Raw genomic sequence first — 24,560 nt, 5'->3', positions numbered from 1 at the left:
CGACAATACTCCCCTCGTAGGCCGGATAAGACGTTAGTCGCCATCCGGCACAGATATCACATCGTCAATGCCGCTACCAGTTTCTCCAGCGCGGGTGTCGCCTGCTGTTGGTCATACACAATATATAAATCCGCCGGAATACGTTCCTCTAACGGTCGGAATACCACGCCTGGCCAACTCATCTGCGCATAACTGTCAGCAATTAACGTAATACCAATCCCCATGCTGATCATCGCCAGCACCGTTTGCGGCTCCCTCACCTCACGGATAATCATCGGGGAAAATCCAGCGCTTAGGCAAACTCGCTGCAAAAATGCCCAGTCGGTATGAATGGAGGGCATCGTGACAAAATATTCATTTCTCAACGCTTCCAGCGGTACGGATTCACAGGCGGTAAGAGCATGTTCTTCCGGTATGGCCACCAAAAATGAGGATTCATGTAAGCGCAGGCTGGTAAATCCGGGAGAGGGTTCAGTAGCCATGCGCCAAATCCCCGCATCCAGTTCACGTCTTTCCAGCATCGTCATCTGCATTGCGGGCATGTTCTCGCGAAACTGCACCTCAACGTTGGGATTTTCCTTCAGAAAACGCCGCATCACCGGACGCATTTTTCCCCACATTGCGGTACCAATGACGCCTAGCTCAATTCGCCCTGCCTCACCGCGACCAATCTGTTCCACTCGTGCCAGCGCCTGATTAGCACTGGATAACAGTCTGCGCGATTCTTCCATCAAAATTTTTCCGGCGTGGGTTAACGCCACGCTGCGGGAATGACGGATAAATAGCAACGTGCCGAGCTGTTGTTCCAGCTCTTTAATATGCGTACTGAGGGGCGGTTGCGACATATTCAGGCGAGCAGCAGCGCGTCCAAAATGCAGTTCTTCTGCGACGGCAAGAAAATAACGCAGTAACTTCAGATCGATGCGGTGCGTGCGTTCCATGGATAATGCGCTCCTGAGTGAATATTAATGCGCAAAGTTACCACATTGCATCGCAGAAAATGAAACGGCGGGTATCAGAACCCGCCGCTAAAGGAGCATTAATGTGCCAGTGATTTCTGCGCTAGTCGTTCAGGCTCATGCTTATATTTAAAGAACAATGCAAAGATAACCGCCAGGACCAGCGCGTAAGCGGCAAACACCAGCCAGATAGTTTGCCAATCCTTGACGCCATCGACAGAAAAATAGTCCACCGCCATCCCGCTCAGGATTGAACCCACCCACGCACCAATGCCATTTACCATCGTCATAAACAATCCTTGGGCGCTGGCGCGAATGCTTGAGTCAACCTCCTGCTCGACAAATACCGATCCGGAGATGTTGAAGAAATCAAACGCGCAGCCGTAAACGATCATCGACATCAGCAGCAGCACAAAGCCAAACGGAGACGGATCGCCAAAGGCAAAGAAGCCAAAGCGCAGCGTCCACGCCAGCATACTCATCAGCATCACTGTTTTAATGCCAAAGCGTTTAAGGAAGAATGGAATAGTGAGGATAAAACCCACTTCCGCCATCTGCGAAACTGACAGCAAAATGGAGGGATATTTCACCACAAAGCTGTTGGCAAACTCAGGGTTACGGGCAAAATCATGCAGGAACGGATTGCCAAAGACGTTGGTAATTTGCAGCACCGCCCCCAGCATCATGGCAAACAAAAAGAAAATTGCCATACGCGGATTTTTAAACAAAACAAACGCATCCAGCCCCAGTTTACTGGCCAGCGTGGCGGACTCTTTTTTCTCCGCAACCGGTATTTTTGGTAACGTCAGCGCATACAGAGCCAGCAGCAGCGATGCGCCTGAAGCGATATAAAGCTGTGCGCTGCTCAGTTCCAGTCCCATTAAGCTGACCGTCCACATCGCCACAATAAAACCTATCGTGCCAAATACACGAATTGGCGGGAACGCGGAGGCCGGATCCTGACCCGATTGTGCAAGGCATGAATATGAGACGCTGTTCGATAACGCAATCGTCGGCATATACGCCATCGCGTTAACCAACATTACCCAGAACATGGTCTGTGGATCGGTAACGGTTGTGGCGTACAGCAACACGCCAGCACACACCAGATGGCACAGCATATAAGCGCGCTCGGCACGCAGCCACTTATCGGCGATGATCCCCATAATGCCCGGCATAATAATCGCTGCCAGCCCTTTCGAGCTGTAGACCATACCCACATTCGCGCCGGTAAAATCCAGGGTATTAATCATGTAAGAACCCAGGGTTACCAGCCAGCTTCCCCAGATGAAATATTGCAAAAACGACATGAGCTTTAAGCGAGATGCGATACCCATTTTTCCGTTCCTTGCCATAAAGTAAGACCCCGCAAGCGGGGTCATGTTTTAATTATTCAGGCCAGTTTGCGCAAGAAGCCACAGATCAGATTGATGAAGTTCTGCCGGGAGAGTTCCGCTGCAGCCAACGTCTGCGCGTGAGATAACTTCACATCCCCCAAACCTTCCGCCAGGTTGGTGATGGCAGCCACCGCAACCACTTTCAGACCGCAGTGGCGCGCAGAAATAACTTCAGGCACCACCGACATCCCCACCACGTCACCGCCAATAATTTGCATCATGCGGATTTCTGCCGCCGTTTCAAAGTTCGGTCCCGGATAAGAAACAAACACCCCTTCGTTCAGCGGAAACCCTTCTTCTGCGGCGACGGTTTGCAGGATCGCACGATAGTCAGCATCATAGGCATTCGCCAGCGAAAAGAATCGCTCACCAAAACGCTCATCGTTTAGTCCGACCATTGGTGTACCTGGCATCGTATTAATGTGATCGCTAAGCGCAACGAGACTACCTGGTCCGACTTCGGGGCGCAAAGAACCTGCGGCATTAGTACAAAATAACAGTTCGCAGCCCAGTAGCTTCAGGGTGCGAATGGCGTCGGTCATCACCGTCATGCCGCGACCTTCATAAAAATGCCCACGCCCTTTCATACAAGCCACCGGAATACCCGCCAGATTTCCCAGCACCAGCTCACCGGCATGACCATGTACAGTACTGACAGGGAATCCCGGCAATTTTTCGTAAGAGATGGCCACTGCATCCTCGATTTGATCCGCCAGAGCACCGAGGCCAGAGCCAAGAATAAAGGCTACGCGCGGGGTGAAATCGGGTTTGTAACTACGAATGATGTCGGCGCTATACCAGGGATTTTGCGAGAAAAGAGAGTGACTCATGAGATATCCTTAATACTGAGTAGTCGAAAATAATGTCGCGTACCGCACTGTTATAGCGAGACTACGCAATCGATTACCAATACCGTTTATCCCGACAACCGATAGTAAATCGGTATCGATGAGTCGCCCTAAACCAGCCTGAAATCACATTTTTTTCGGGCCAGAAATGGCACAGGAATAGAGATACATGAAGATTTGGAACTTTTATTATTAAACTCCGCTCCGCCATATTGTAACTGAAGTTCTGTTCACTAATGCCGATACTCATGTTTTATGGCGTGAGGAATCCGTATGACAACGATTAACGTTTCCACCCCAACTGTTCAAAGCAGTAGTGGTGGTGGAAAAGCCCCAGCCGGGAATGACATCTCCGCTCAGATTGCACAAGTCACCCAAAAGATAACCAAGCTAACTCAGCAGCTCAAAGATATTCCCAATAGTAGTGGCAGTGTTGAGCAGAAGCGCGAACAGCAGGAACTTATTCAGACACAAATCAAGATGTTACAAGCGCAGCTGGCTCAACTGTTGCGACGGCAGGCCGAGGAGTCACAGCAAAAGCAAAGCGCCGATCAGAGAAAAGCGGAGGGCATCAACACGGTTTCCGACCAACATCAGGTCGATATTTATATCTGATACAACGGATCGCGGGCACGACCGGCGGTTAATTCACTGGCCTGCATACGCACCACGTCCCACAGCGCCTGAGCCGCGGTTGATAAAGAGCGGTTTTTACGTCGAGCCAGCATCAGTTGCCGTTCAACTACCGGCGTCAGGCGCTTAACCTGCAAGTGACTGCCCTGCGGTAAGGGAAGCGCCAGTGCGGGCAGCACGCTGATGCCAATCCCCGCCTCCACCATCGGGAACAGCGTGGCGGGATGACCAATCTCCTGAACGATGTTGGCATCAATGGAAAAATGGGCCAACGCCGCATCGATCAGCGGTCGACTACCGGAAGCGTAATCCTGTAACACCAAACGTTCGTGATACAAATCCTGCCAGTTCACCCACTCACGTTGGGCTAACGGATGATCCTCGCGACACAGCAGCAGGAACGGTTCGGACAGTACGGCTTCACATTGCAGGTCGGTCACCGCTCCGGGATCAATCACAATGCCAAAATCGACTTCTCCCTGGCGAATACTTTCCAGCACCCACTGCTGGGGCCTGTCGTGCAGCACAAAATCGATCGCAGGATAAAGCTCATTACTCTGGGCAATACACTGTGGAATAAGGTGAGCAGAGATTGTCTGGCTGGCGGCAACACGCACCGTTCCGGTTAACTGTGTCCCCACCTGGCCTGCTTCACGCAGCGTGCTGTGCAGTTCATCCAGAATACGTTCCAGCCGCGTCGCCAACTGGTGCCCCGCTTCCGTCAGAACCACTTCCCGCGTTGTTCTATCTAACAACCGCACCCCCGTCTGAGCTTCAAGCTCTTTAACGCTGTGGCTGACCGCAGACTGGCTTAAGCCAATAATATCCCCCGCCCGGCTAAAGCTTTTGGCCTGAGCGACGGTAACAAAGATACGGAGCTGACGCAGAGAGTAATTCATCTATTCGATTCATATATGGATGCAATAAATCAATTTTATTTCTCAAATGGAAAAACGCAAAATGTTGCTACTGAATTTCAGGAGCTTTTATGAAACTTTTTCGTATCCTTGATCCGTTCACGATTACGTTGATTACGGTCGTATTACTGGCGTCCTTTTTCCCAGCCGAAGGTGGCTTTGTGCCTTTCTTTGAAGGCTTAACCACCGCCGCCATTGCCCTGCTGTTTTTTATGCACGGGGCCAAGCTCTCTCGTGAGGCAATTATTGCCGGCGGTAGTCACTGGCGTTTGCATCTGTGGGTGATGTGCAGCACGTTTGTTGTTTTCCCGGTGCTGGGCGTTCTGTTCGCCTGGTGGGCACCAGTTAATGTTGATCCGATGCTGTACACCGGTTTTCTGTACCTGTGTATTTTGCCAGCCACGGTGCAGTCGGCAATCGCCTTTACGTCGCTGGCGGGGGGTAACGTTGCCGCCGCCGTGTGTTCCGCTTCGGCCTCCAGCCTGCTGGGTATTTTTCTCTCGCCGTTGCTGGTTGGCCTGGTCATGAATATGCATGGCGCAGAAGGCAGCCTGGAGCAGGTGGGGAAAATCATGCTGCAGCTGCTGCTGCCGTTCGTACTGGGACATCTTTCGCGTCCGTGGATTGGTAACTGGGTGTCCCGACATAAAAAATGGATTGCAAAAACGGATCAATCATCCATTTTACTGGTGGTTTACTCCGCCTTCAGTGAAGCCGTGGTTAACGGGATCTGGCACAAAGTGGGGATTGGCTCACTGCTGTTTATCGTGGTGGTCAGCATCGTATTGCTGGCAATCGTGATTGGCATCAACGTCTTTGTTGCGCGTAAATGCGGCTTCAACAAGGCCGATGAGATCACCATTGTCTTTTGCGGATCGAAAAAGAGCCTGGCGAATGGGATCCCAATGGCAAATATTCTGTTCCCGACGTCAGTGATAGGAATGATGGTGCTGCCGCTGATGATCTTCCATCAAATTCAGTTGATGGTTTGTGCGGTGCTGGCACGTCGCTACAAGCAACAGACGGACGCATTACAGGCGCAGCAGAAAAGCCGCGCCGCAAAGGCTTAAAGTGGGCGTTTCAGGGGCTGCACCAGTTGCGTCAGCCCTTCAGTTTTAATCAGCAGCGTGATTTGCATCAGTTCGCCGAGCTTGCCCGGCGGGAATTCATCCTTACGGGCAAACCACAGCAGATACTCTTCCGGTACATCAATCAGCCGACGCCCTTTATATTTGCCAAAGGGCATCACGGTATTGGCGATTTCAACCAGCTGCTCTTTTTCCATCTCAGGCACCCAGTAAGCGGATCATTTCAGCTTCGTCGATCACTTCAATGCCCAACTCCTGCGCTTTTGCCAGTTTAGAGCCCGCCGCTTCCCCCGCAATCACTAGATCGGTTTTCTTCGACACGCTACCGGCCACTTTTGCCCCCAGCTCGGTCAGTCGTGCTTTGGCATCATCGCGTGACATCAGGCTCAGGCTCCCGGTCAGCACCACCGTCTTACCCGCGAAGGGGCTATCGATTTCTTCAGCGTTGATAACCACCGGCGCTGGCCAGTGAATCCCCTGCTCCAAAAGCTGGACGATCACCTCGCGGTTACTCTCTTCGGCAAAGAAATTAAACACGTGGGTCGCCACCACGATGCCGACATCCGGCACTTTTTGCAGCTCTTCAACAGAGGCGGCTTCCAGCGCGTCGAGCGTGCCGAAATATGCAGCCAGACCTGCAGCCGTCGCTTCGCCAACTTCACGAATACCCAGCGCATAGAGGAAACGGGCAAACGTGGTCTCTTTCGCTTTTTCCAGCGCATTCACTACGTTTTGCGCCGACTTCGGCCCCATGCGATCAAGACCGGTCAGCTTACCTGCGGTCAGCGTGAAGAGATCCGCTGGCGTGTGGACATACTCTTTCTCGACCAGTTGATCGATAATTTTGTCTCCCATGCCGTCGACGTCCAGCGCACGGCGGGAAACGAAGTGTTTCAATGATTCCTTCCGCTGTGCCCCGCAGATTAAACCTCCGGTACAGCGAGCAACCGCTTCGCCTTCCACACGCTCAACGTCAGAGTTGCATACCGGACAGTGGGTGGGAAACTCGATTTCGCGGGTATCGTCCGGACGCTCGGAAATCACGACGTTCACTACCTGCGGGATGACATCGCCCGCACGGCGAATGACGACTTTATCGCCAATACGCAAACCAAGACGCTCAATTTCATCCGCATTGTGCAAGGTGGCGTTACTGACCAACACCCCGGCAACCTGAACTGGCTCAAGGCGGGCGACAGGCGTAATCGCCCCTGTACGTCCAACCTGAAACTCAACATCGCGGACAAAGGTCATCTGCTCCTGTGCCGGGAACTTAAAGGCCACCGCCCAACGCGGCGCGCGGGCAACAAAACCCAGTTGCTCCTGCAAGGCCATGGAGTTGACTTTGATCACCACACCGTCGATATCGAAGCCCAGCGTCGGTCGGTCTTCTTCAACCTTATGATAGTAAGCAAGTACTTCCTCCGGAGAGTCGCAAAGCGCCACTCTGTCGCTCACCGGCAATCCCCACTCTTTAAATTGCAGCAGACGGCCCAGATGGGTATCGGGCAACACACCACCTTCCAGCACACCAACGCCATAGCAGAAGAAAGTAAGCGGTCGCTTCGCTGTGATACGCGGATCGAGCTGGCGTAATGACCCAGCCGCCGCATTTCGCGGGTTAGCAAACACTTTGTTGCCAGTACGGCGGGCCTCTTCGTTGATTTTTTCAAACCCGGCCTGCGGGAGGAACACCTCGCCGCGCACTTCCAGACGCGTCGGAATGTTATCGCCGCGCAGTTTTAACGGGATCGCACGAATGGTGCGCACGTTCGAGGTAATGTCTTCCCCGGTGGTGCCATCGCCGCGCGTTGCGGCGCTAACCAGCACGCCGTTTTCATAGAGAATACTCACCGCCAGCCCGTCAAGCTTCAGCTCACAGCACCAGGTTAGTTTGTCCGTACTCTTCAGTCGGTCCTGTACGCGCTTGTTAAAGGCGAGAAAACTCTCTTCATCAAACACGTTATCCAGCGACAGCATCGGCACTTCATGGCGAATCTGACTGAACGCCGTTAACGGGGCGGCGCCAACGCGTTGGGTTGGCGAGTCAGGGGTAATAAGGTCCGGATGCTGCGCTTCCAGCTCGCGGAGTTCGCGCAGCAGACGATCGTATTCCGCATCGGGAATTTCCGGCGCGTCCATCACATGGTAGAGATACTCATGATGGCGAAGCGTGGTTCGCAGTTCTGTCAGTTGTTGTTCGATTGATTCCATATCGCACCATCAATGATAAAAAACCCCCGACAGGCGGGGGTTTAGCAAGGAGATGTCACGCCAAAGGAGAATCAGGCGCGAGATTCTTTAACTTCGCGGATGCGGTCCTGATACTCGCGCAGTTTCTGCGGCGTCATCATGCGACGTTGATCGTCAAGCACCACACCACCCACTTCATCGGCGATGTGCTGTGCGGACTGCAGCATCAGCTTAAAGTTTTGCAGCTCGTCCCCATAGGACGGAACCTGCATAAAAATAGTTACGCCAGGGGTGCTGAAATCACCCGTCATTTCGGGGTCAAACGTTCCTGGGTTAACCATATTGGCAAGACTGAACAGCGACGGACCGCTGCCATCCGGGCTCAAATGACGATGGAAAATATTCATATCGCCAAATTTAAAGCCGGCTTGCTGAATGCTATTGAGCAGCACTTCACCGTTGAGCTCGCTACCGTGATGCGCCGCAACGTTCATAATAATGACCGCTTCTTTACGCTGCGGTTTTTCAGCAGCAGGCGCTTCTTCAACTACCGGCTCAGGCTGCGGTTGATGTTCAACGGCAGGCTCTGCGGGCTGGAAAGTCTGCGGCGCAGGTTGCGGTGCTTGCTGCACGGGCTGCTGAACCTGCGGAGCAACGGGCTGATGCTGCATCGGCTGCTGTACAGGTTGTTGCTGAACAGGCTGATGTTGCACCGGCCGCTGCGGTTGTACAGGCTGCGGCTGAGCATGCGGCGGCGGTACCGGCGCTTGTGCAGGCTGCTGCGCGGGTTGACGCGGCTGAGCCGACGCATAAGGCGGCTGGTACTGGTGTTGCGGCGACTGAGGAGGAACACCATGTTCCTGCGCGTTACCGGGAGCATGATTCACACGATGAACGCGAACTTCGCCCACGCCTTCGTCTTCCTCGACGTTGTCGTCGAACGAATCCTCGTCTTCACGTTTAGACTTCATGCGTTTCAGTGGGCGATCGCGGAATATAGAAGACCGCTCTTTACGGCTAGTCCAAAAACCATGTACCAGTAAAGCGATTATGGCGATCGCGCCAACAATGATTAATATCAGACGCAAATCCTGCATCATTATATTCTCTGTTGTTCTAACACCTTGCCACCACGGCAAACATTTACTCACTAAGAGTATTTGTCGATTACGCCAAGTGCAAGTGCACTCTTGGCTTTCACGGCATAAAGATGAACAAAATTGTGCTTTTTGCTGTTTTTTCGAACATTTCTGAACAGCTTAACGCTCAACAACCCGGTAAGATACGCAAAGTTTACCAGAGCTTATATAACAAGGAGTATGTCCTGACCATGGTTTCATCATCTGCAGTCGTACCTCGCAGCGGCCTTTATTACTTTTCACAGGGATGGAAGCTCATCACCCAACCGGGCATTCGTCGCTTTGTCATCCTGCCTTTGCTGGTGAATATCCTGCTGATGGGCGGCGCATTCTGGTGGCTATTCACACAACTCGATAGCTGGATCCCCGCGCTGATGAGTCACGTCCCTGACTGGCTTCAGTGGCTCAGCTACTTGCTGTGGCCGATTGTCACTATCTCCGTACTACTGGTGTTCGGCTACCTGTTTTCCACCATAGCCAACTGGATTGCCGCGCCGTTTAACGGTCTGCTGGCTGAACAACTGGAAGCGCGCTTAACTGGCGCAACACCGCCTGACACCGGTGTTCTCGGCATCATGAAAGATGTTCCCCGTATTATGAAACGTGAATGGCAAAAGCTGGCGTGGTATCTCCCGCGCGCCATCGTGTTGCTGATCCTCTATTTCATTCCGGGTATTGGGCAGACCGTCGCCCCGGTGCTGTGGTTCCTGTTCAGCGCATGGATGCTGGCCATTCAGTACTGCGATTATCCGTTTGATAACCATAAGGTGCCTTTTAAGGAGATGCGCGTCGCGCTGCGTACACGCAAGGTCACCAATATGCAGTTCGGCGCGCTGACCAGCCTGTTCACCATGATTCCGGTGCTCAATCTGTTCATCATGCCGGTCGCGGTTTGTGGTGCCACGGCGATGTGGGTAGACTGCTATCGTGCTAAGCACGCGTTATGGAAGTAATGCAAAAATGTGTAAAAGCGGGCTGGCTTATGCCCGCTCTTATTCCATACTGCAAGGCATTATTTCCCATCAGCATATAGATATGCGATTTCCTTACTTCCCCATACTTTCTCAACAGGTATGCTGAAGCGGTATCCCAATTTCATACAGTTAAGGACAGGCCATGAGTAAGATTTTTGAAGACAACTCGCTGACTATCGGTCATACGCCGCTGGTTCGACTGAACCGTATCGGTAACGGACGCATTCTGGCGAAGGTGGAATCTCGTAACCCGAGCTTTAGCGTCAAATGCCGTATCGGTGCCAATATGATTTGGGATGCCGAAAAACGTGGTGTACTTAAACCGGGTGTTGAGCTGGTAGAACCGACCAGCGGCAACACGGGGATTGCGCTAGCCTACGTTGCCGCAGCCCGCGGTTACAAACTGACTCTGACCATGCCGGAAACGATGAGCATTGAGCGCCGCAAGCTGTTGAAAGCTCTGGGTGCGAATCTGGTGCTGACCGAAGGCGCAAAAGGGATGAAGGGTGCAATCCAGAAAGCGGAAGAAATTGTCGCCAGCGATCCGGAGAAGTTCCTGCTGCTGCAGCAGTTCAGCAACCCGGCGAACCCGGAAATTCACGAAAAAACCACCGGCCCGGAAATCTGGGAAGATACCGATGGCCAGGTTGATGTCTTTATTTCCGGCGTAGGTACCGGCGGTACATTGACTGGTGTGACCCGTTATATCAAAGGCACTAAAGGCAAAACCGATCTGATCACCGTCGCGGTTGAACCTACCGACTCCCCGGTTATCGCCCAGGCGCTGGCGGGTGAAGAACTTAAACCGGGCCCACATAAAATTCAGGGGATTGGCGCGGGTTTCATTCCAGGCAACCTTGATCTGAAACTTATCGATAAAGTCGTCGCCATCACCAATGATGAAGCAATCTCTACTGCGCGTCGCCTGATGGAAGAAGAAGGTATTCTGGCGGGCATTTCTTCCGGCGCTGCTGTTGCTGCCGCGCTTAAGCTGCAGGAAGATGAAACCTTTACCAATAAGAATATAGTGGTTATTCTACCGTCATCGGGTGAGCGTTATCTGAGCACTGCACTGTTTGCCGATCTCTTCACAGAGAAAGAACTGCAACAGTAATGCCAGCATGTTAAAAACGCGTAAAAAAGCACCCATTTGGGTGCTTTTTTGTGGCCTGCTTCAAAGTTTCAACTCGCCTGGCATTGATTCAACCCACCAGAACTGGTATTTAACCAAGCTAATTATTTTGATGCGCGAAATTAATCGTTACAGGAAAAGCGCTAGCTGAATCGATTTTATGATTTGGTTCAACTCTTCCTTTCGCGGCATAATGTTTAATGACGAACGAAACGTCAGCGGCAAGAAGTTGCCAGCAACGGATTGCACCGAACTCCTTTTGTGTCGCGTCCAGTTTACGCCGATGCTAACAATACAGGCTAAAGTTGAACCGCCAGGCTAGACTTTAGTTCCACAACACTAAACCTATAAGTTGGGGAAATATAATGTTCCAGCAAGAAGTTACCATTACCGCTCCGAACGGTCTGCATACTCGCCCTGCTGCTCAGTTTGTTAAAGAAGCAAAAGGCTTTACTTCTGATATTACTGTGACTTCCAACGGCAAAAGCGCTAGCGCCAAAAGCCTGTTTAAACTGCAGACTCTGGGCCTGACTCAGGGTACCGTTGTTACCCTGTCCGCAGAAGGTGAAGACGAGCAGAAAGCAGTTGAGCATCTGGTTAAACTGATGGCTGAACTCGAGTAAGTTCAACGAGTTCTTTTAAATATCAGTCACAAGTAAGGTAGGGTTATGATTTCAGGCATTTTAGCATCCCCGGGTATCGCTTTCGGTAAAGCATTGCTACTGAAAGAAGACGAAATCGTCATTGACCGGAAAAAAATTTCTGCCGACAAGGTTGATCAGGAAGTTGAACGTTTTCTGAGCGGTCGTGCCAAGGCATCTGCGCAACTGGAAGCGATCAAAACCAAAGCTGGTGAAACGTTCGGTGAAGAAAAAGAAGCCATCTTTGAAGGGCATATCATGCTGCTCGAAGATGAGGAGCTGGAGCAGGAAATCATAGCCCTGATTAAAGATAAGCACATGACGGCTGATGCGGCCGCGCATGAAGTTATTGAAGGTCAGGCCACAGCCCTGGAAGAGCTGGATGATGAATACCTGAAAGAACGTGCGGCTGACGTACGTGACATCGGTAAACGCCTGCTGCGTAACATCCTGGGTCTGGCAATTATCGACCTGAGCGCTATTCAGGAAGAAGTTATCCTGGTAGCCGCAGACCTGACCCCGTCAGAAACCGCACAGCTGAACCTGAACAAGGTGCTGGGTTTCATTACTGACGCGGGCGGACGTACCTCCCATACCTCTATCATGGCGCGTTCTCTGGAACTGCCTGCCATCGTCGGTACGGGTAGCGTCACCTCTCAGGTTAAAAACGACGACTATCTGATTCTGGATGCCGTAAACAATCAGGTTTACGTCAATCCGACCAACGACGTTATCGAGCAACTGCGTGCCGTTCAGGAGCAGGTTGCAACCGAGAAAGCGGAACTCGCTAAGCTGAAAGATCTGCCGGCTATCACGCTGGACGGACATCAGGTTGAAGTTTGCGCCAATATCGGTACCGTTCGTGACGTTGAAGGCGCTGAACGTAACGGCGCTGAAGGTGTGGGTCTGTACCGCACCGAATTCCTGTTCATGGACCGTGAATCGCTGCCAACTGAAGAAGAACAGTTTGCTGCGTATAAAGCCGTTGCTGAAGCCTGTGGCTCTCAGGCGGTCATCGTTCGCACCATGGACATCGGCGGCGATAAAGAACTGCCGTACATGAATTTCCCGAAAGAAGAGAACCCGTTCCTGGGCTGGCGTGCCGTGCGTATCGCCATGGATCGTAAAGAGATCCTGCGTGACCAGGTTCGCGCGATTCTGCGCGCCTCTGCTTTCGGTAAACTGCGCATTATGTTCCCAATGATCATCTCTGTTGAAGAAGTGCGTGCACTGCGCAAAGAGATTGAAATCTACAAACAGGAACTGCGCGACGAAGGTAAAGCATTTGACGAGAGCATTGAGATTGGCGTGATGGTGGAAACACCGGCTGCGGCAACAATTGCGCGTCATTTAGCCAAAGAAGTTGATTTCTTTAGTATCGGCACCAATGATTTAACGCAGTACACCCTGGCAGTTGACCGTGGTAATGATATGATTTCACACCTTTACCAACCGATGTCGCCATCTGTGCTGACGCTGATCAAGCAAGTTATTGATGCTTCTCATGCTGAAGGCAAATGGACTGGCATGTGTGGTGAGCTTGCAGGCGACGAACGTGCTACACTTCTGTTGCTGGGGATGGGTCTGGACGAATTCTCTATGAGCGCCATTTCTATCCCGCGCATTAAGAAGATTATCCGTAACACGAACTTCGAAGATGCGAAGGTGTTAGCAGAGCAGGCTCTTGCTCAACCGACAACGGACGAGTTAATGACGCTGGTTAACAAGTTCATTGAAGAAAAAACAATCTGCTAATCCACGAGATGCGGCCCAATTTACTGCTTAGGAGAAGATCATGGGTTTGTTCGATAAACTGAAATCTCTGGTTTCTGATGATAAGAAAGACACCGGAACTATTGAGATTGTTGCTCCGCTCTCTGGCGAGATCGTCAACATCGAAGACGTGCCGGATGTAGTTTTTGCTGAAAAAATCGTTGGTGATGGCATCGCTATCAAACCAACCGGTAACAAAATGGTTGCTCCTGTTGACGGCACCATCGGCAAAATCTTTGAAACCAACCACGCTTTCTCTATCGAATCCGACAGCGGCATTGAGCTGTTTGTTCACTTCGGTATTGATACCGTTGAACTGAAAGGCGAAGGCTTCAAACGCATCGCTGAAGAAGGTCAGCGCGTGAAAGTGGGCGACCCGGTTATTGAATTCGATCTGCCGCTGCTGGAAGAAAAAGCCAAGTCTACCCTGACTCCGGTTGTTATCTCCAACATGGACGAAATCAAAGAACTGATCAAACTGTCCGGTAGCGTGACCGTGGGTGAAACCCCGGTTATCCGCATCAAGAAGTAATTCTTGCGTAGGCCGGATAAGGCGTTTACGCCGCCATCCGGCAATCAGGCAGTACCTTGCCGGATGGCGCTACGCTTATCCGGCCTACAAAGAATCTCGTATCGTAGGCCGGATAAGCGTAGCGCCATCCGCAATTAAATGTGTGCAGTCACCGGGCGATAACACGCCTCGCGCATCAGGATCTTCATCCCTTCCGGCCCGCTCTCCAGCATCCGTCGTTCCGAATCCGCCACTAACAACTCACAGTCGTAACCACCCGCAATGCCGAACATAGCCCGCGCCACGCAGATATCTTCCAGTGCCGCTGTCCCGCAGGTATCAAAGTGTCCAACCATACGCCCATTCTGACGAACCACCAGCCGGTAACTCTTCATCGCGCCTCCCCTGCCGGTGGCAGAATTAATTCATCACAACCGCACTGGTGCGTCCACGTCATCACGTCCAGCACCCGCTGTGCAGCATCGTGCGTCGCGGTCGTCAGCGCTTTCCCCATCACAAGGCCGCTCACCAGCTCGGCACAGAACAGATCGCCAGTCCCCTTCAGATCCGTTTTCACTCGCGGATGAGCTAACACCTCAACCGTTTCAGCCGTCACCACCGCAACATGAATAATCTCTTCCGTATCCCCCGGCGCACTGGTGATCACCACCCATTTGAGGGTGTCGGTGAGCAGTGATTGTGCCGCCGTAATGGCTTCATCAAGCGTACGACACGGCTTTCCGCTCAGCATTTGCAGCTCAAACACATTTGGAGTCAGCCCCTGAGCCAGCGGCAGCAGGTGCTGACGATAAGCCTCCGGAATTTCGGCTTTAACATACATACCGCTATCCGTATCGCCAATCACGGGGTCGACCAAAATGCACAGGTCCGGATGCGTGGTCAGAACGGTTTTCAGCCACTGTGCCAGCAAGGCGATTTGTTCCGCGCTGCCCATGTAACCTGTAGTCACCGCCTTTAGCTCGCGCAAGGCATCACGCTCGTTTAAGGCGCGGAGATAACCGCTAAACCAGTCTGCTGGAATAACGCCGCCGTAGAAGGTTTCATAATGCGGGGTATTACTGAACAGCACCGTAGGTACTGCCGTCACGCGTAATCCCTGCGCTTTAATGGCCGGGACGGCGATGCTGTTACCTACGCTGCCATAAACCACCTGTGACTGAACGGCGACGATATCGGTCTGTAACGCCCGATGCGTGTCGTCGAAGAGCACTGACTGGATATCACTCTCCTGCTCCATAAATTTCTCCTCTCGCTGGACAGCGGGTCTACGCCTCACTATTATCGTCATATGCTAAAATTCATTTTGTCATAGGTCAATAATGATCGACGGAAAAACCGCTAACGAAATTTTTGACAGTATCCGTCAACATGTCACTACAGGCACGCTGGCAGTGGGAGAAACGTTACCGCCAGTGCGGGAACTGGCAACGGAATTAAACGTGAACCGCAATACTGTCGCGGCGGCTTACAAACGCCTGGTCACCTCCGGGTTGGCACAGAGCCTGGGACGCAACGGTACGGTGATTAAGGGGATTACTGCCCCCGTAGCACTGGAAGGTGGTAATCCGGATACCCCGCTTATCGATCTTTCCGGCGGTAATCCAGCGCCCTCGCGACTTCCTGACCTGAGTAATTATTTTGCGAAGATAAATAAGAGTCCGCGCTTGTACGGCGATGCCGCTGTGTCACCTGGACTTAAGGCGTGGGCATCAGAATGGATGCAAAATGCAATGCCCGGCAAAGGGGAAATTGATATTACCAGCGGTGCCATTGATGCTATCGAACGGCTACTGTGCGCCCATTTGCTGCCTGGTGATAGCGTTGTCGTAGAAGATCCATGCTTTTTAAGCAGCATCAACATGCTGCGCTATGCCGGGTTCTCAGCAAACCCGGCCAGCGTTGACCGCGAAGGCATGCTGCCGGACCAGCTGGAACTCGCGCTACAGAAAGGCGCGCGGGCAGTAATTCTGACACCGCGCGCGCATAACCCGACAGGATGCAGCCTGAGCGCCTCACGCGCGGCGCAATTGCAGGAAATTCTGGCCCGCTATCCGCAGACGCTGGTGATTGTCGACGACCACTTTGCGCTGCTATCTGCTTGCCACTGGTATCCGGTGATTGCGAAGGAAACCACGCACTGGGCGGTTGTCCGCTCGATGTCAAAAACGTTAGGACCAGATTTACGCCTGGCCATTGTGGCCAGCGATCCGCTCACTTCAGGGAAGCTACGTTTAAGGCTTAACTCCGGCAGTCAGTGGGTCAGCCATCTGCTGCAGGATTTGGCCTGCGCCTGCCTGAATGACGAGACTTACCAACACACGCTGGCGCAAACTCAGCAATTTTACGCCGCCCAGCAGCAAAAGTTGACGGCAGCTCTGCGGCGACATGGCATTGAGTTGCCCGTTGGTGACGGTCTGAATATGTGGCTACCGCTGGAAGATAACAGCCAGGCGATCGCTTTTGCGCTGGCAAAGTCCGGCTGGCTGGTACGCGAAGGCGAAGTGTTTGGCGTCAATACGCCTGCGCACGGCCTGCGCATTACGCTGTCAACATTATCAGACAGCGACATTGATAAGCTGGCGACTGATATCCATCAGGCGCTAAAGCGCTAACAGGAGAGAAAAAGTGCGAGTTCATTTTGTTATTCATGAGTCTTTTGAATCTGCTGGCGCGTATCTGCCGTGGGCTGAATCACGCGGCTATACCATCACCTGGTCGCACGTTTACGCCGGGGAAGCGGTCCCTGCGAACGCGGATGGCTTCGATATGTTGGTGGTGTTTGGCGGTCCGCAGTCACCACGAACCACGCTGGCAGAGTGCCCGTACTTTGATTCTCAGGCTGAGCAGCATCTGATCAATCAGGCGATTGCGGCACGTAAAATTGTGGTGGGGATCTGCCTGGGTTCACAGTTAATCGGCGAAGCGCTGGGTGCGAAGGTGTGCCAGAGTCCGGAAAAAGAGATTGGTCACTACCCGATCACCCTGACCGAAGCAGGCCAACAGCATCCGTTGTTCAGCCATTTTGGTTCACCGCTTACCGTCGGTCACTGGCACAACGATATGCCTGGATTAACCGACCAGGCGACAATTCTCGCCACAAGCGAGGGCTGCCCGCGACAAATCGTACAATACGGTAATTTCGTCTATGGTTTTCAGTGCCATATGGAATTTACGGCTGATGCTATAGAAGGGCTTATTCAACACTCCGAACAAGAACTGGCGGAAGCTAAAGGCAAGCGCTTCATCCGCTCCGTTGAAGAGATGCGCGCATGGGATTATCAGCAGATGAATGAGAAGCTGTGGCAATTCCTTGATAAGCTTGTGGAAAAACGTAACGATTGATTATGGCAGGCCGGATAAGACGCTTTACGTCGTCATCCGGCGATCGTGCCGTACGTTTGCCTGATGGCGCTATGCTTATCAGGCCTACAAACTAAATCCCTGATCCCTGGTTAAAGTGCTCTTCGCCAAACACGCCGGTTGAAAGGTAGCGATCGCCGCGATCGCAGATGATCGCCACCACCACCGCTCCCGGATTTTGTTCGGCCACGCGAATCGCTCCGGCTACTGCGCCGCCGGAACTGACGCCGCAGAACACACCCTCTTTCACCGCCAGCGCGCGCATGGTGTTTTCCGCATCGTTCTGATGAATATCCAATACCTCATCCACCAGCGAGGCGTTAAAAATGCCCGGCATATATTCCGCAGGCCAGCGGCGAATTCCCGGAATACTACTGCCCTCTTCCGGCTGCAGGCCAACGATGGTAACCGCTTTTTCTTGCTCACGCAGAAAACGCGACACACCGGTAATGGTGCCTGTTGTTCCCATACTGGAGACAAAGTGGGTAATACGACCTGACGTCTGCTGCCAGATTTCCGGTCCGGTGGTGGTGTAATGCGCGTATGGGTTATCCGGATTATTAAATTGGTCGAGAAGTTTACCTTCTCCGCGCTGCGCCATTTCAAGAGCTAAGTCACGCGCGCCTTCCATCCCCTGCTCTTTGGTCACCAGAACCAGTTCAGCCCCGTAAGCACGCATCGCCGCTCGGCGCTCCTGGCTCATGTTGTCTGGCATCAGCAGCTTCATGCGGTAGCCCTTCAGCGCGGCGATCATTGCCAGAGCAATTCCGGTATTACCGCTGGTAGCCTCGATCAGCACATCACCAGGCTTAATTTCTCCACGTTTTTCCGCTTCGACAATCATCGACAGCGCAGCCCGGTCTTTCACCGAACCCGCGGGATTATTCCCTTCCAGCTTGACCCAAATTTCACTGCCGTTATCCGGCGCCAGACGTTGTAGTTTCACCAGAGGCGTATTGCCAATTGTTTGTTCTAATGTGTTCATGAGTGCTGTCCAATAAAAAGCCGGGTGGCGCTGCGCTTACCCGGCCTACAAAATCACGGCATATGCGGTAGGCCCGGTAAGCATAGCGCCACCGGGCGATAAACCTGCAAATTAACCTATCAGGCAGATTCCGCCAGAGCAAGTTCCTCTTCACGCGTTTCAATACGCTGGTCACCGTTATACAGACGCGCATTTTGCAGCCCGACAAACAGCCGCTCGCCGCGGCTTGGGGAATCATCGCCTTGCATGATGACCGTCAGCGGTTCGTTATACCACCCCAGCGGTTGCACAACTAATTGGGTGTAGTGTCCTTTCGGGCTGGCTTCCAGTACCTGTACCGGCAACGGCGAATCCAGGCTGGTACGACGGCTCACGTCCACTTCCCACGGACGCAGGAACAGATCAACCGGTCCCTGATAACCAGGCGTATAACCCAGTGGCCAGCGGTGTGCGCCCACGTGGAATTGGCCGCCGCGAATCGTCCCCTGCAGGCGGTTAACCTCCCCCATAAACTCCAACACAAAACGGGTAGCCGGTTCGCGCCAGACTTGATCCGGTGCATCAGCCTGCTCGATATGACCCTGACTCATCACCACCACGCGATCGGCAACTTCCGTCGCTTCTTCCTGGTCGTGGGTAACAAACACGCTGGTGAACTTCAGCTCTTCATGCAGCTGACGCAGCCAACGACGCAGCTCTTTACGCACCTGCGCATCGAGCGCGCCAAACGGCTCATCGAGCAGCAGGATCTGCGGCTCTACCGCCAGCGCACGCGCCAACGCCACACGCTGCTTTTGCCCACCAGAAAGCTGCGCCGGGAAGCGGTCCGCCAGATGAGCCAATTGAACCATCTCCAGCAGTTTGGTGACTTTTGCTTTGATGGCCGCCGCATTTGGACGCTCACGCCGTGGCAGGACCGTCAGACCAAACGCGATATTGTCGAAAACGGTCATATGACGAAACAGCGCATAGTGCTGGAATACGAATCCCACTTTACGGTCGCGAGCATGCAAACGACTGACGTCGGTGCCGTGAAAACGGATATGCCCGCTGGACTGATGCTCCAACCCGGCAATAATGCGCAGCAGCGTGGTTTTGCCCGAGCCGGATGGCCCCAGCAGCGCGACCATCTGACCTGAAGGAATATCCAGCGAGATATCGTTCAGCACCTGGGTGCGACCAAAAGACTTCTTAATATTGGCAATCTCAATGCTCATGATTTTCCTCCTGCTGCGCGCGTTTCTCCTGGTTCTCCAGACGCCATTGCAACATGCTCTTCAAAAACAGGGTAATAATCGCCATCAGCGTTAATAGCGCCGCGGCGGTAAAAGAGCCGACCGTGTTGTAGTCCTGCTCCAGTAATTCAATTTGTAGCGGTAGCGATAGGGTTTCGCCGCGAATCGAGCCGGATACCACCGACACCGCGCCAAACTCGCCAATCGCACGGGCGTTGGTCAACACCACGCCGTACAGCAGCGCCCAACGAATATTCGGCAGCGTAACGCGGCGGAACATCTGCCAGCCGGACGCGCCCAGCAACACAGCCGCTTCATCTTCATTACTGCCCTGGCTTAACATCACCGGCACCAACTCGCGCACCACAAACGGACAGGTCACGAATACCGTCACCAGCACCATCCCCGGCCAGGCAAACATAATTTGCAGATTATGCTCATCCAGCCATCCACCCAGCGGACCGTTAGAGCCGTAAAACAGCAGATACACCAGGCCGGCAACCACCGGCGAGACGGCAAACGGAATATCCAGTAACGTCAGCAGAAGTTGGCGTCCTGGGAAGTTAAAACGGGTCACCAGCCAGGCCAGCAACACACCAAACACCAGGTTCACCGGCACCGCAATCAGCGCAATCAGCACCGTCAGCCAGATGGCATGCAGCATGTCCGGGTCTGCCAGGTTCTGTAATACCGGCATTAATCCCTTGCTGAACGCCTGCACGAAGATGTAAATCATCGGCACCAGCAAAATAAACGCGGAGACCAGCATGCCCGTGCCGATCAGAAACCATTTCCCCCAGTTGATGCGGGGTGCGCCATAGCGTTTCAATTGGGTAATGTCTGCCATCAGTGACCTACCACACGTCGACCAAAGCGACTTTGCAGGGTGTTAATTGAAAACAGCAGCAACAACGAAGCCCCGAGGATCACAGAAGCAATCGCGCTGGCGGCCGGGTAGTCAAACTCCTGCAAGCGAACAAAAATCATCAGCGAGGTCACTTCCGTTTTCCATGCGATGTTCCCAGCGATAAAGATAACCGCGCCAAACTCACCGAGGCTGCGGGTAAACGAAAGCGCAACGCCCGCCACCAGCGCGGGGGACAGCTCCGGCAGCACCACTTTACGGAAACTCTGCCAGCTCGTAGCACCGAGCGTTTCCGCCGCTTCTTCATATTCGGGACCTAATTCTTCCAGCACCGGCTGGACGGTACGCACCACAAACGGAATGCTGGTAAACGCCATCGCCACCGCGATACCAAGCCAGGTGTAGGTCACCTTGATATCCAGCTTCGCCAGCCACTCGCCGTAGAAGCCATTAACCGAAAACAGCGACGCCAGCGTCAGACCCGCCACCGCCGTAGGCAGCGCAAACGGCAGATCCATCAGTGCATCCAACAGCGTACGGCCAGGAAAGCGATAGCGGGTTAAGATCCACGCCATCAGCAAACCGAACACGCCGTTAAAAATCGACGCCACAAACGCCGACAGCAGCGTCACTTTATAAGCCGCCACCACCTGCGGATTGGTAATCACATCCCAGTATTGCGCCCAGCTCATTTGCGCCAGTTGCATCACCAGCGCGCTCAGCGGCAGCAGCAATATCAGGCAGACAAACAGTAAGCTTGTGCCCAGGCTTAAAGTGAAGCCGGGCAGCACGCGTCGGGAAGAAACAGCAAACATTTACTTACGCCCCGCCGCCAGCAGTTTGTCCAGCTCTCCACCGCTGACAAAGTGTGTTTTCATCACTTCAGGCCACGAACCAAACTTATCTTCCACACGGAACAATTCGGTCTGCGGGAATTTATCTTGCTGTTTGTCCATCACCTGCGGGTTATTCACGCGGTAGTAGAAATCGGTAATAATGGTTTGCGCCTGCGGGCTGTACAGCCAGGTCAGGTACGCTTTAGCTGCTTTTTCAGTACCGTTGGCTTGCACATTTTTATCTACCCAGGCCACCGGGAATTCGGCGAGGATATTGGTTTTCGGGATAACCACTTCAAAACCCTGCGCTTCATACTGTTTACGAATGTTGTTCACTTCTGATTCGAAGCTGATCAGCACATCGCCCAGACCGCGCTCTGCAAAGGTGGTGGTAGCACCGCGACCGCCGGTATCAAACACTTCGACGTTTTTCAGAAACTGGGTCATGAACTGTTCGGTTTTGGTTTTATCACCACCGTCGGCTTTATCCGCAGCACCCCACGCAGCCAGATAGGTATAGCGCGCGTTACCGGAGGTTTTTGGGTTCGGGAAAATCAGTTTCACATCAGAACGCACAAGGTCATTCCAGTCATGAATGTTTTTCGGGTTCCCCTTACGCACCAGGAAACCCATGGTGGAATAGAACGGCGAGCTGTTATTCGGCAGGCGGCTTTGCCAGTCGGCGGGGATCAGTTTGCCTTTGTCATGCAGGATCTGCACGTCGGTGACCTGGTTATAGGTCACCACATCGGCTTTCAGCCCCTGCAGAATCGCCAGAGCCTGTTTTGATGACCCGGCATGAGATTGTTTAATCGTCAGTTTGTCACCGCCGTTATCCTTCGCCCATTGCTGTTCAAACGGCGGATTAAGGGCGGCAAAAAGCTCACGGGAAACATCGTATGAACTGTTCAGCAGTTCCGTTGCCTGCGCCTGCCCCACCAGCAACAGCATGGCTGCCAGCGTCAGTGTTCTTTTTTTCAGTAAGTTAACGGCCATTGCGCACCCTTATAAATTTAATGACTTTCTTATGGTCATCATATTTATAACCAGTGCTAAAGGAGTAACGGTTTTATATACCGTTTGATGATTTGAAAGTTGAAAAGAGAATAAGAGAATCCCTCCCCACACCGAGTGAGGAGGAGACCGGCATCAATCAGACGCCGACGCTAACGCTTTCAGGCAGGGTGCTACCGCCATCAATCACGTTTTGCGTGCCAGTTAAGTAACTGGACTCATCCGAGGCCAGGAACGCCGCCAGTTCACCGACCTCAAGCGGACAGGCCAGACGACGCATCGGGATCGCTTTCGCCATTTCGACTAAAACGGATTCAGGATCTTCCGGGTTAGATTGACGCGCAATGCTTTCCGCCATCGGCGTACGAACGTAGCCTGGGCAAATGGCATTAACGCGAATGCCTGACTGCGCATATTCTACCGCCAGGGATTTGGTCAAACCGATGATTGCGGCTTTCGACAGTGCGTAGGCCGTTTCGCCCGGGTCGGCAACCATATCGCCGGTCACCGATGACATCATCACGATGCGCCCATCTTTGCGCGCAATCATCTCCGGCAGAACGGCTTTCGTCACATTCCAGACGCCTTTAATGTTGATATCAATGTGGAAATCGCGATCTTCATCGCTCATATCAAGGAAGTTGCCGAGGCGGCATACGCCGGCATTGTTCACCAGAATATCGATTTTGCCTTCAATCTGCTTCGCGCGCATCACCGCTTCCTTGACCGACGCAAAATCTCTGACGTCAGCGTGAACGGCTGTGCAACGGTGCCCTCGCCCAGCCAACTCATCCGCCAGTTTTTCAATCTCATCGGAGATATCCAGCAGAATTAAGTTCGCACCATGGCGGGCAAACGTTCTGGCGATACCCTCGCCAATACCCTGAGATGCGCCCGTAATCAATGCTGTTTTGCCCGTGAGTTTTCCCATTTCAATATTCTCCTTTTGAATATGAAGCCTTCGCTTCATTCACGCAGAAGATACAGCAATAACAAATTAGTGCTGAGGAATAGCTCACTAAATCAGGTTAATCTCAGGTAAAAAAAATCCCCGACGATGCGGGGATGTCTATTTCGTGGCCGATAACAGGATCAGATCGCCATTACAGCGCCATTAAACGGTCCAGCGACGGTGCAAAGTAATAGCCGCCGGTTACCGGTTTGGTGAAGCGCAGCATTGCATCACGCTTACCGTCGGTGTCACCAAACATGCTCAGCAACTGTTGTTCAATGTTGTGCAGACGGGCGCAGTAGGCGCAGAAATAGAGACCATGCGTGCCGCTGGCAGTGCCGTATGGCAGGCTCTGGCGCACAATTTTCAGCCCTTTACCGTCTTCTTTGAGGTCAACACGGCTCAGGTGAGAGGTGACCGGACGGTCATCACCGTCGATCTCTTCGTTGGCTTCCTTGGTGCGGCCAATCATCATTTCCTGGTCATGGATGCTCATGCGATTAAGCTGCTTCAGGTTATGTTCCCAACGCTGCACAAACACATAGCTGCCACCGGCATCCACACCATCTTTGATAACGGCGACTTCACGGCGCGTTTCTTCGCCTGCCGGGTTTTCCGTACCGTCAACAAAGCCGCTGAGATCGCGCTCTTCGACCCAACGGAAACCGTGGATTTCTTCTTTGACTTCAATACAGTCGCCAAATGCTTCCATTGCCGCCTGCGCAACGGAGAAATTCACGTCATGACGCAAAGAGAGAATATGGATCAACACGTCATATTGGGTTGCTGGTGCCAGACCTTTACCGTAAGGGGTAAAGTCTTTTAATTCTTCAGCACCGACGCCGCCGCTCAATGCACGCCAGGTGTTGTTGCCAAAAGCGACAACCGCGCCCAGATGCGCATCCGGGAACTTAGCTTCAAAGGTCGCCAGCTTATCGGCGAAGGTTTTGCTGGCCGCACGCAGGGCCTCAACGTCGCCTTTAACATTGGCTTCAATCCAAATCGCCGCACGGCAATGTTCTGGCAAAATGCCACTCTGAACCTGAGACATTGTTCCTCCTGAAAAAAAGATGCCACGACATCGTGG

25 protein-coding genes are annotated in these 24,560 nt (G+C 53.0%); 9 read left to right on the top strand and 16 right to left on the bottom strand.

The window, feature by feature from the left end; translation table 11 throughout:
* Positions 1-56: 56 nt before the first annotated feature.
* From OGV57_RS17530 to xapA, 3 genes are all read right to left on the bottom strand, one after another.
* Complete coding sequence (locus OGV57_RS17530; RefSeq protein ID WP_003838579.1) at positions 57-941, bottom strand: LysR family transcriptional regulator; 885 nt, start codon at positions 939-941, stop codon at positions 57-59.
* Between the two features lie 98 nt (positions 942-1,039).
* Positions 1,040-2,296 (bottom strand): nucleoside permease, encoded by a 1,257-nt coding sequence (locus OGV57_RS17525; protein ID WP_054528629.1) that lies wholly within the window; start codon positions 2,294-2,296, stop codon positions 1,040-1,042.
* 56 nt (positions 2,297-2,352) lie between these two features.
* Complete coding sequence (gene xapA, locus OGV57_RS17520; RefSeq protein ID WP_054528630.1) at positions 2,353-3,186, bottom strand: xanthosine phosphorylase; 834 nt, start codon at positions 3,184-3,186, stop codon at positions 2,353-2,355.
* A 291-nt stretch (positions 3,187-3,477) separates the two neighbouring features.
* On the opposite strand from xapA, the gene OGV57_RS17515 reads away from it, so the two are divergent.
* Positions 3,478-3,819 carry a FlxA-like family protein gene (locus tag OGV57_RS17515; RefSeq protein WP_049000830.1) on the top strand — a complete coding sequence of 114 codons (342 nt, stop codon included), beginning with the start codon at positions 3,478-3,480 and terminating at the stop codon, positions 3,817-3,819.
* Here the strand turns inward: OGV57_RS17515 and OGV57_RS17510 are convergent.
* Positions 3,810-4,736 (bottom strand): LysR family transcriptional regulator, encoded by a 927-nt coding sequence (locus OGV57_RS17510; protein ID WP_046670126.1) that lies wholly within the window; start codon positions 4,734-4,736, stop codon positions 3,810-3,812. The two genes, OGV57_RS17515 and OGV57_RS17510, sit on opposite strands and share 10 nt — an antisense overlap.
* A gap of 89 nt (positions 4,737-4,825) precedes the next feature.
* Between OGV57_RS17510 and OGV57_RS17505 the strand changes: the two genes are divergently transcribed.
* Entirely contained in the window at positions 4,826-5,824 is a 999-nt protein-coding gene (locus OGV57_RS17505; protein ID WP_003038103.1) for a bile acid:sodium symporter family protein, read from the top strand.
* Here the strand turns inward: OGV57_RS17505 and OGV57_RS17500 are convergent.
* From OGV57_RS17500 to zipA, 3 genes are all read right to left on the bottom strand, one after another.
* A complete protein-coding gene (locus tag OGV57_RS17500; RefSeq protein WP_003038102.1) occupies positions 5,821-6,039 on the bottom strand; it encodes a DUF3820 family protein in 219 nt (72 codons plus the stop codon). The two genes, OGV57_RS17505 and OGV57_RS17500, sit on opposite strands and share 4 nt — an antisense overlap.
* 1 nt (position 6,040) lies before the next feature.
* Positions 6,041-8,056, bottom strand: coding sequence for an NAD-dependent DNA ligase LigA (ligA, locus tag OGV57_RS17495; protein ID WP_003838570.1), 2,016 nt, complete (start codon positions 8,054-8,056; stop codon positions 6,041-6,043).
* Between the two features lie 71 nt (positions 8,057-8,127).
* Positions 8,128-9,135, bottom strand: a complete 1,008-nt coding sequence (gene zipA / locus OGV57_RS17490) for a cell division protein ZipA (protein ID WP_048232484.1) — start codon at positions 9,133-9,135, stop codon at positions 8,128-8,130.
* Positions 9,136-9,365: 230 nt separating this feature from the next.
* Here zipA and cysZ point away from each other — a divergent pair, with 230 nt between their 5' ends.
* The 5 genes from cysZ to crr all read left to right on the top strand — a co-directional run bounded on the left by cysZ (position 9,366) and on the right by crr (position 14,226).
* On the top strand, positions 9,366-10,127 hold the full coding sequence (gene cysZ / locus OGV57_RS17485; protein ID WP_003838567.1) for a sulfate transporter CysZ: 762 nt from the start codon (positions 9,366-9,368) through the stop codon (positions 10,125-10,127).
* Positions 10,128-10,290: 163 nt separating this feature from the next.
* Positions 10,291-11,262, top strand: a complete 972-nt coding sequence (gene cysK / locus OGV57_RS17480; protein ID WP_003038091.1) for a cysteine synthase A — start codon at positions 10,291-10,293, stop codon at positions 11,260-11,262.
* Between the two features lie 383 nt (positions 11,263-11,645).
* Complete coding sequence (gene ptsH / locus OGV57_RS17475; protein ID WP_003038086.1) at positions 11,646-11,903, top strand: phosphocarrier protein Hpr; 258 nt, start codon at positions 11,646-11,648, stop codon at positions 11,901-11,903.
* Positions 11,904-11,948: 45 nt separating this feature from the next.
* A complete protein-coding gene (gene ptsI, locus OGV57_RS17470) occupies positions 11,949-13,676 on the top strand; it encodes a phosphoenolpyruvate-protein phosphotransferase PtsI (protein ID WP_003038080.1) in 1,728 nt (575 codons plus the stop codon).
* A gap of 40 nt (positions 13,677-13,716) precedes the next feature.
* The gene (gene crr / locus OGV57_RS17465; RefSeq protein WP_000522253.1) at positions 13,717-14,226 is read left to right on the top strand and encodes a PTS glucose transporter subunit IIA; all 510 of its coding nucleotides are present in this window, start codon (positions 13,717-13,719) and stop codon (positions 14,224-14,226) included.
* A gap of 134 nt (positions 14,227-14,360) precedes the next feature.
* Here the strand turns inward: crr and OGV57_RS17460 are convergent, their stop codons facing one another.
* Positions 14,361-14,600 (bottom strand): hypothetical protein, encoded by a 240-nt coding sequence (locus OGV57_RS17460; RefSeq protein ID WP_003038077.1) that lies wholly within the window; start codon positions 14,598-14,600, stop codon positions 14,361-14,363.
* On the bottom strand, positions 14,597-15,463 hold the full coding sequence (gene pdxK, locus OGV57_RS17455) for a pyridoxine/pyridoxal/pyridoxamine kinase (protein ID WP_003838557.1): 867 nt from the start codon (positions 15,461-15,463) through the stop codon (positions 14,597-14,599). Before pdxK ends, OGV57_RS17460 begins: the two co-directional genes overlap by 4 nt.
* An 82-nt stretch (positions 15,464-15,545) precedes the next feature.
* Between pdxK and ptsJ the strand changes: the two genes are divergently transcribed.
* Both ptsJ and OGV57_RS17445 read left to right on the top strand, forming a co-directional pair.
* Positions 15,546-16,838: a MocR-like B6 salvage transcription factor PtsJ gene (gene ptsJ, locus OGV57_RS17450; RefSeq protein WP_016150734.1), complete on the top strand. Its 1,293-nt coding sequence runs from the start codon at positions 15,546-15,548 to the stop codon at positions 16,836-16,838.
* Between the two features lie 13 nt (positions 16,839-16,851).
* Entirely contained in the window at positions 16,852-17,568 is a 717-nt protein-coding gene (locus OGV57_RS17445; RefSeq protein WP_003838553.1) for a type 1 glutamine amidotransferase, read from the top strand.
* A gap of 91 nt (positions 17,569-17,659) precedes the next feature.
* Here OGV57_RS17445 and cysM read toward each other — a convergent pair whose 3' ends face one another.
* The 7 genes from cysM to yfeX all read right to left on the bottom strand — a co-directional run bounded on the left by cysM (position 17,660) and on the right by yfeX (position 24,524).
* Positions 17,660-18,571, bottom strand: coding sequence for a cysteine synthase CysM (gene cysM, locus OGV57_RS17440; RefSeq protein ID WP_003838552.1), 912 nt, complete (start codon positions 18,569-18,571; stop codon positions 17,660-17,662).
* Positions 18,572-18,690: 119 nt separating this feature from the next.
* On the bottom strand, positions 18,691-19,788 hold the full coding sequence (cysA, locus tag OGV57_RS17435) for a sulfate/thiosulfate ABC transporter ATP-binding protein CysA (protein WP_003847288.1): 1,098 nt from the start codon (positions 19,786-19,788) through the stop codon (positions 18,691-18,693).
* Positions 19,778-20,653 carry a sulfate/thiosulfate ABC transporter permease CysW gene (gene cysW, locus OGV57_RS17430; protein WP_003038064.1) on the bottom strand — a complete coding sequence of 292 codons (876 nt, stop codon included), beginning with the start codon at positions 20,651-20,653 and terminating at the stop codon, positions 19,778-19,780. The genes cysA and cysW overlap by 11 nt, the downstream gene beginning before the upstream one ends.
* Complete coding sequence (gene cysT / locus OGV57_RS17425) at positions 20,653-21,486, bottom strand: sulfate/thiosulfate ABC transporter permease CysT (protein ID WP_054528631.1); 834 nt, start codon at positions 21,484-21,486, stop codon at positions 20,653-20,655. The genes cysW and cysT overlap by 1 nt, the downstream gene beginning before the upstream one ends.
* The gene (gene cysP, locus OGV57_RS17420; protein ID WP_003038059.1) at positions 21,487-22,503 is read right to left on the bottom strand and encodes a thiosulfate/sulfate ABC transporter substrate-binding protein CysP; all 1,017 of its coding nucleotides are present in this window, start codon (positions 22,501-22,503) and stop codon (positions 21,487-21,489) included.
* A 157-nt stretch (positions 22,504-22,660) separates the two neighbouring features.
* Positions 22,661-23,452 carry an SDR family oxidoreductase UcpA gene (ucpA, locus tag OGV57_RS17415; RefSeq protein WP_003038057.1) on the bottom strand — a complete coding sequence of 264 codons (792 nt, stop codon included), beginning with the start codon at positions 23,450-23,452 and terminating at the stop codon, positions 22,661-22,663.
* A 172-nt stretch (positions 23,453-23,624) separates the two neighbouring features.
* Entirely contained in the window at positions 23,625-24,524 is a 900-nt protein-coding gene (gene yfeX / locus OGV57_RS17410) for a porphyrinogen peroxidase (protein ID WP_049014878.1), read from the bottom strand.
* Between the last annotated feature and the right edge of the window lie 36 nt (positions 24,525-24,560).

Origin of the sequence: Citrobacter sp. Cf087 (assembly GCF_030334285.1) — a bacterium.
Classification (GTDB): domain Bacteria; phylum Pseudomonadota; class Gammaproteobacteria; order Enterobacterales; family Enterobacteriaceae; genus Citrobacter; species Citrobacter freundii.
The sequence above is the reverse complement of the archived record's forward strand: the minus strand, read 5'-3'. Positions and strand labels throughout refer to the sequence as shown.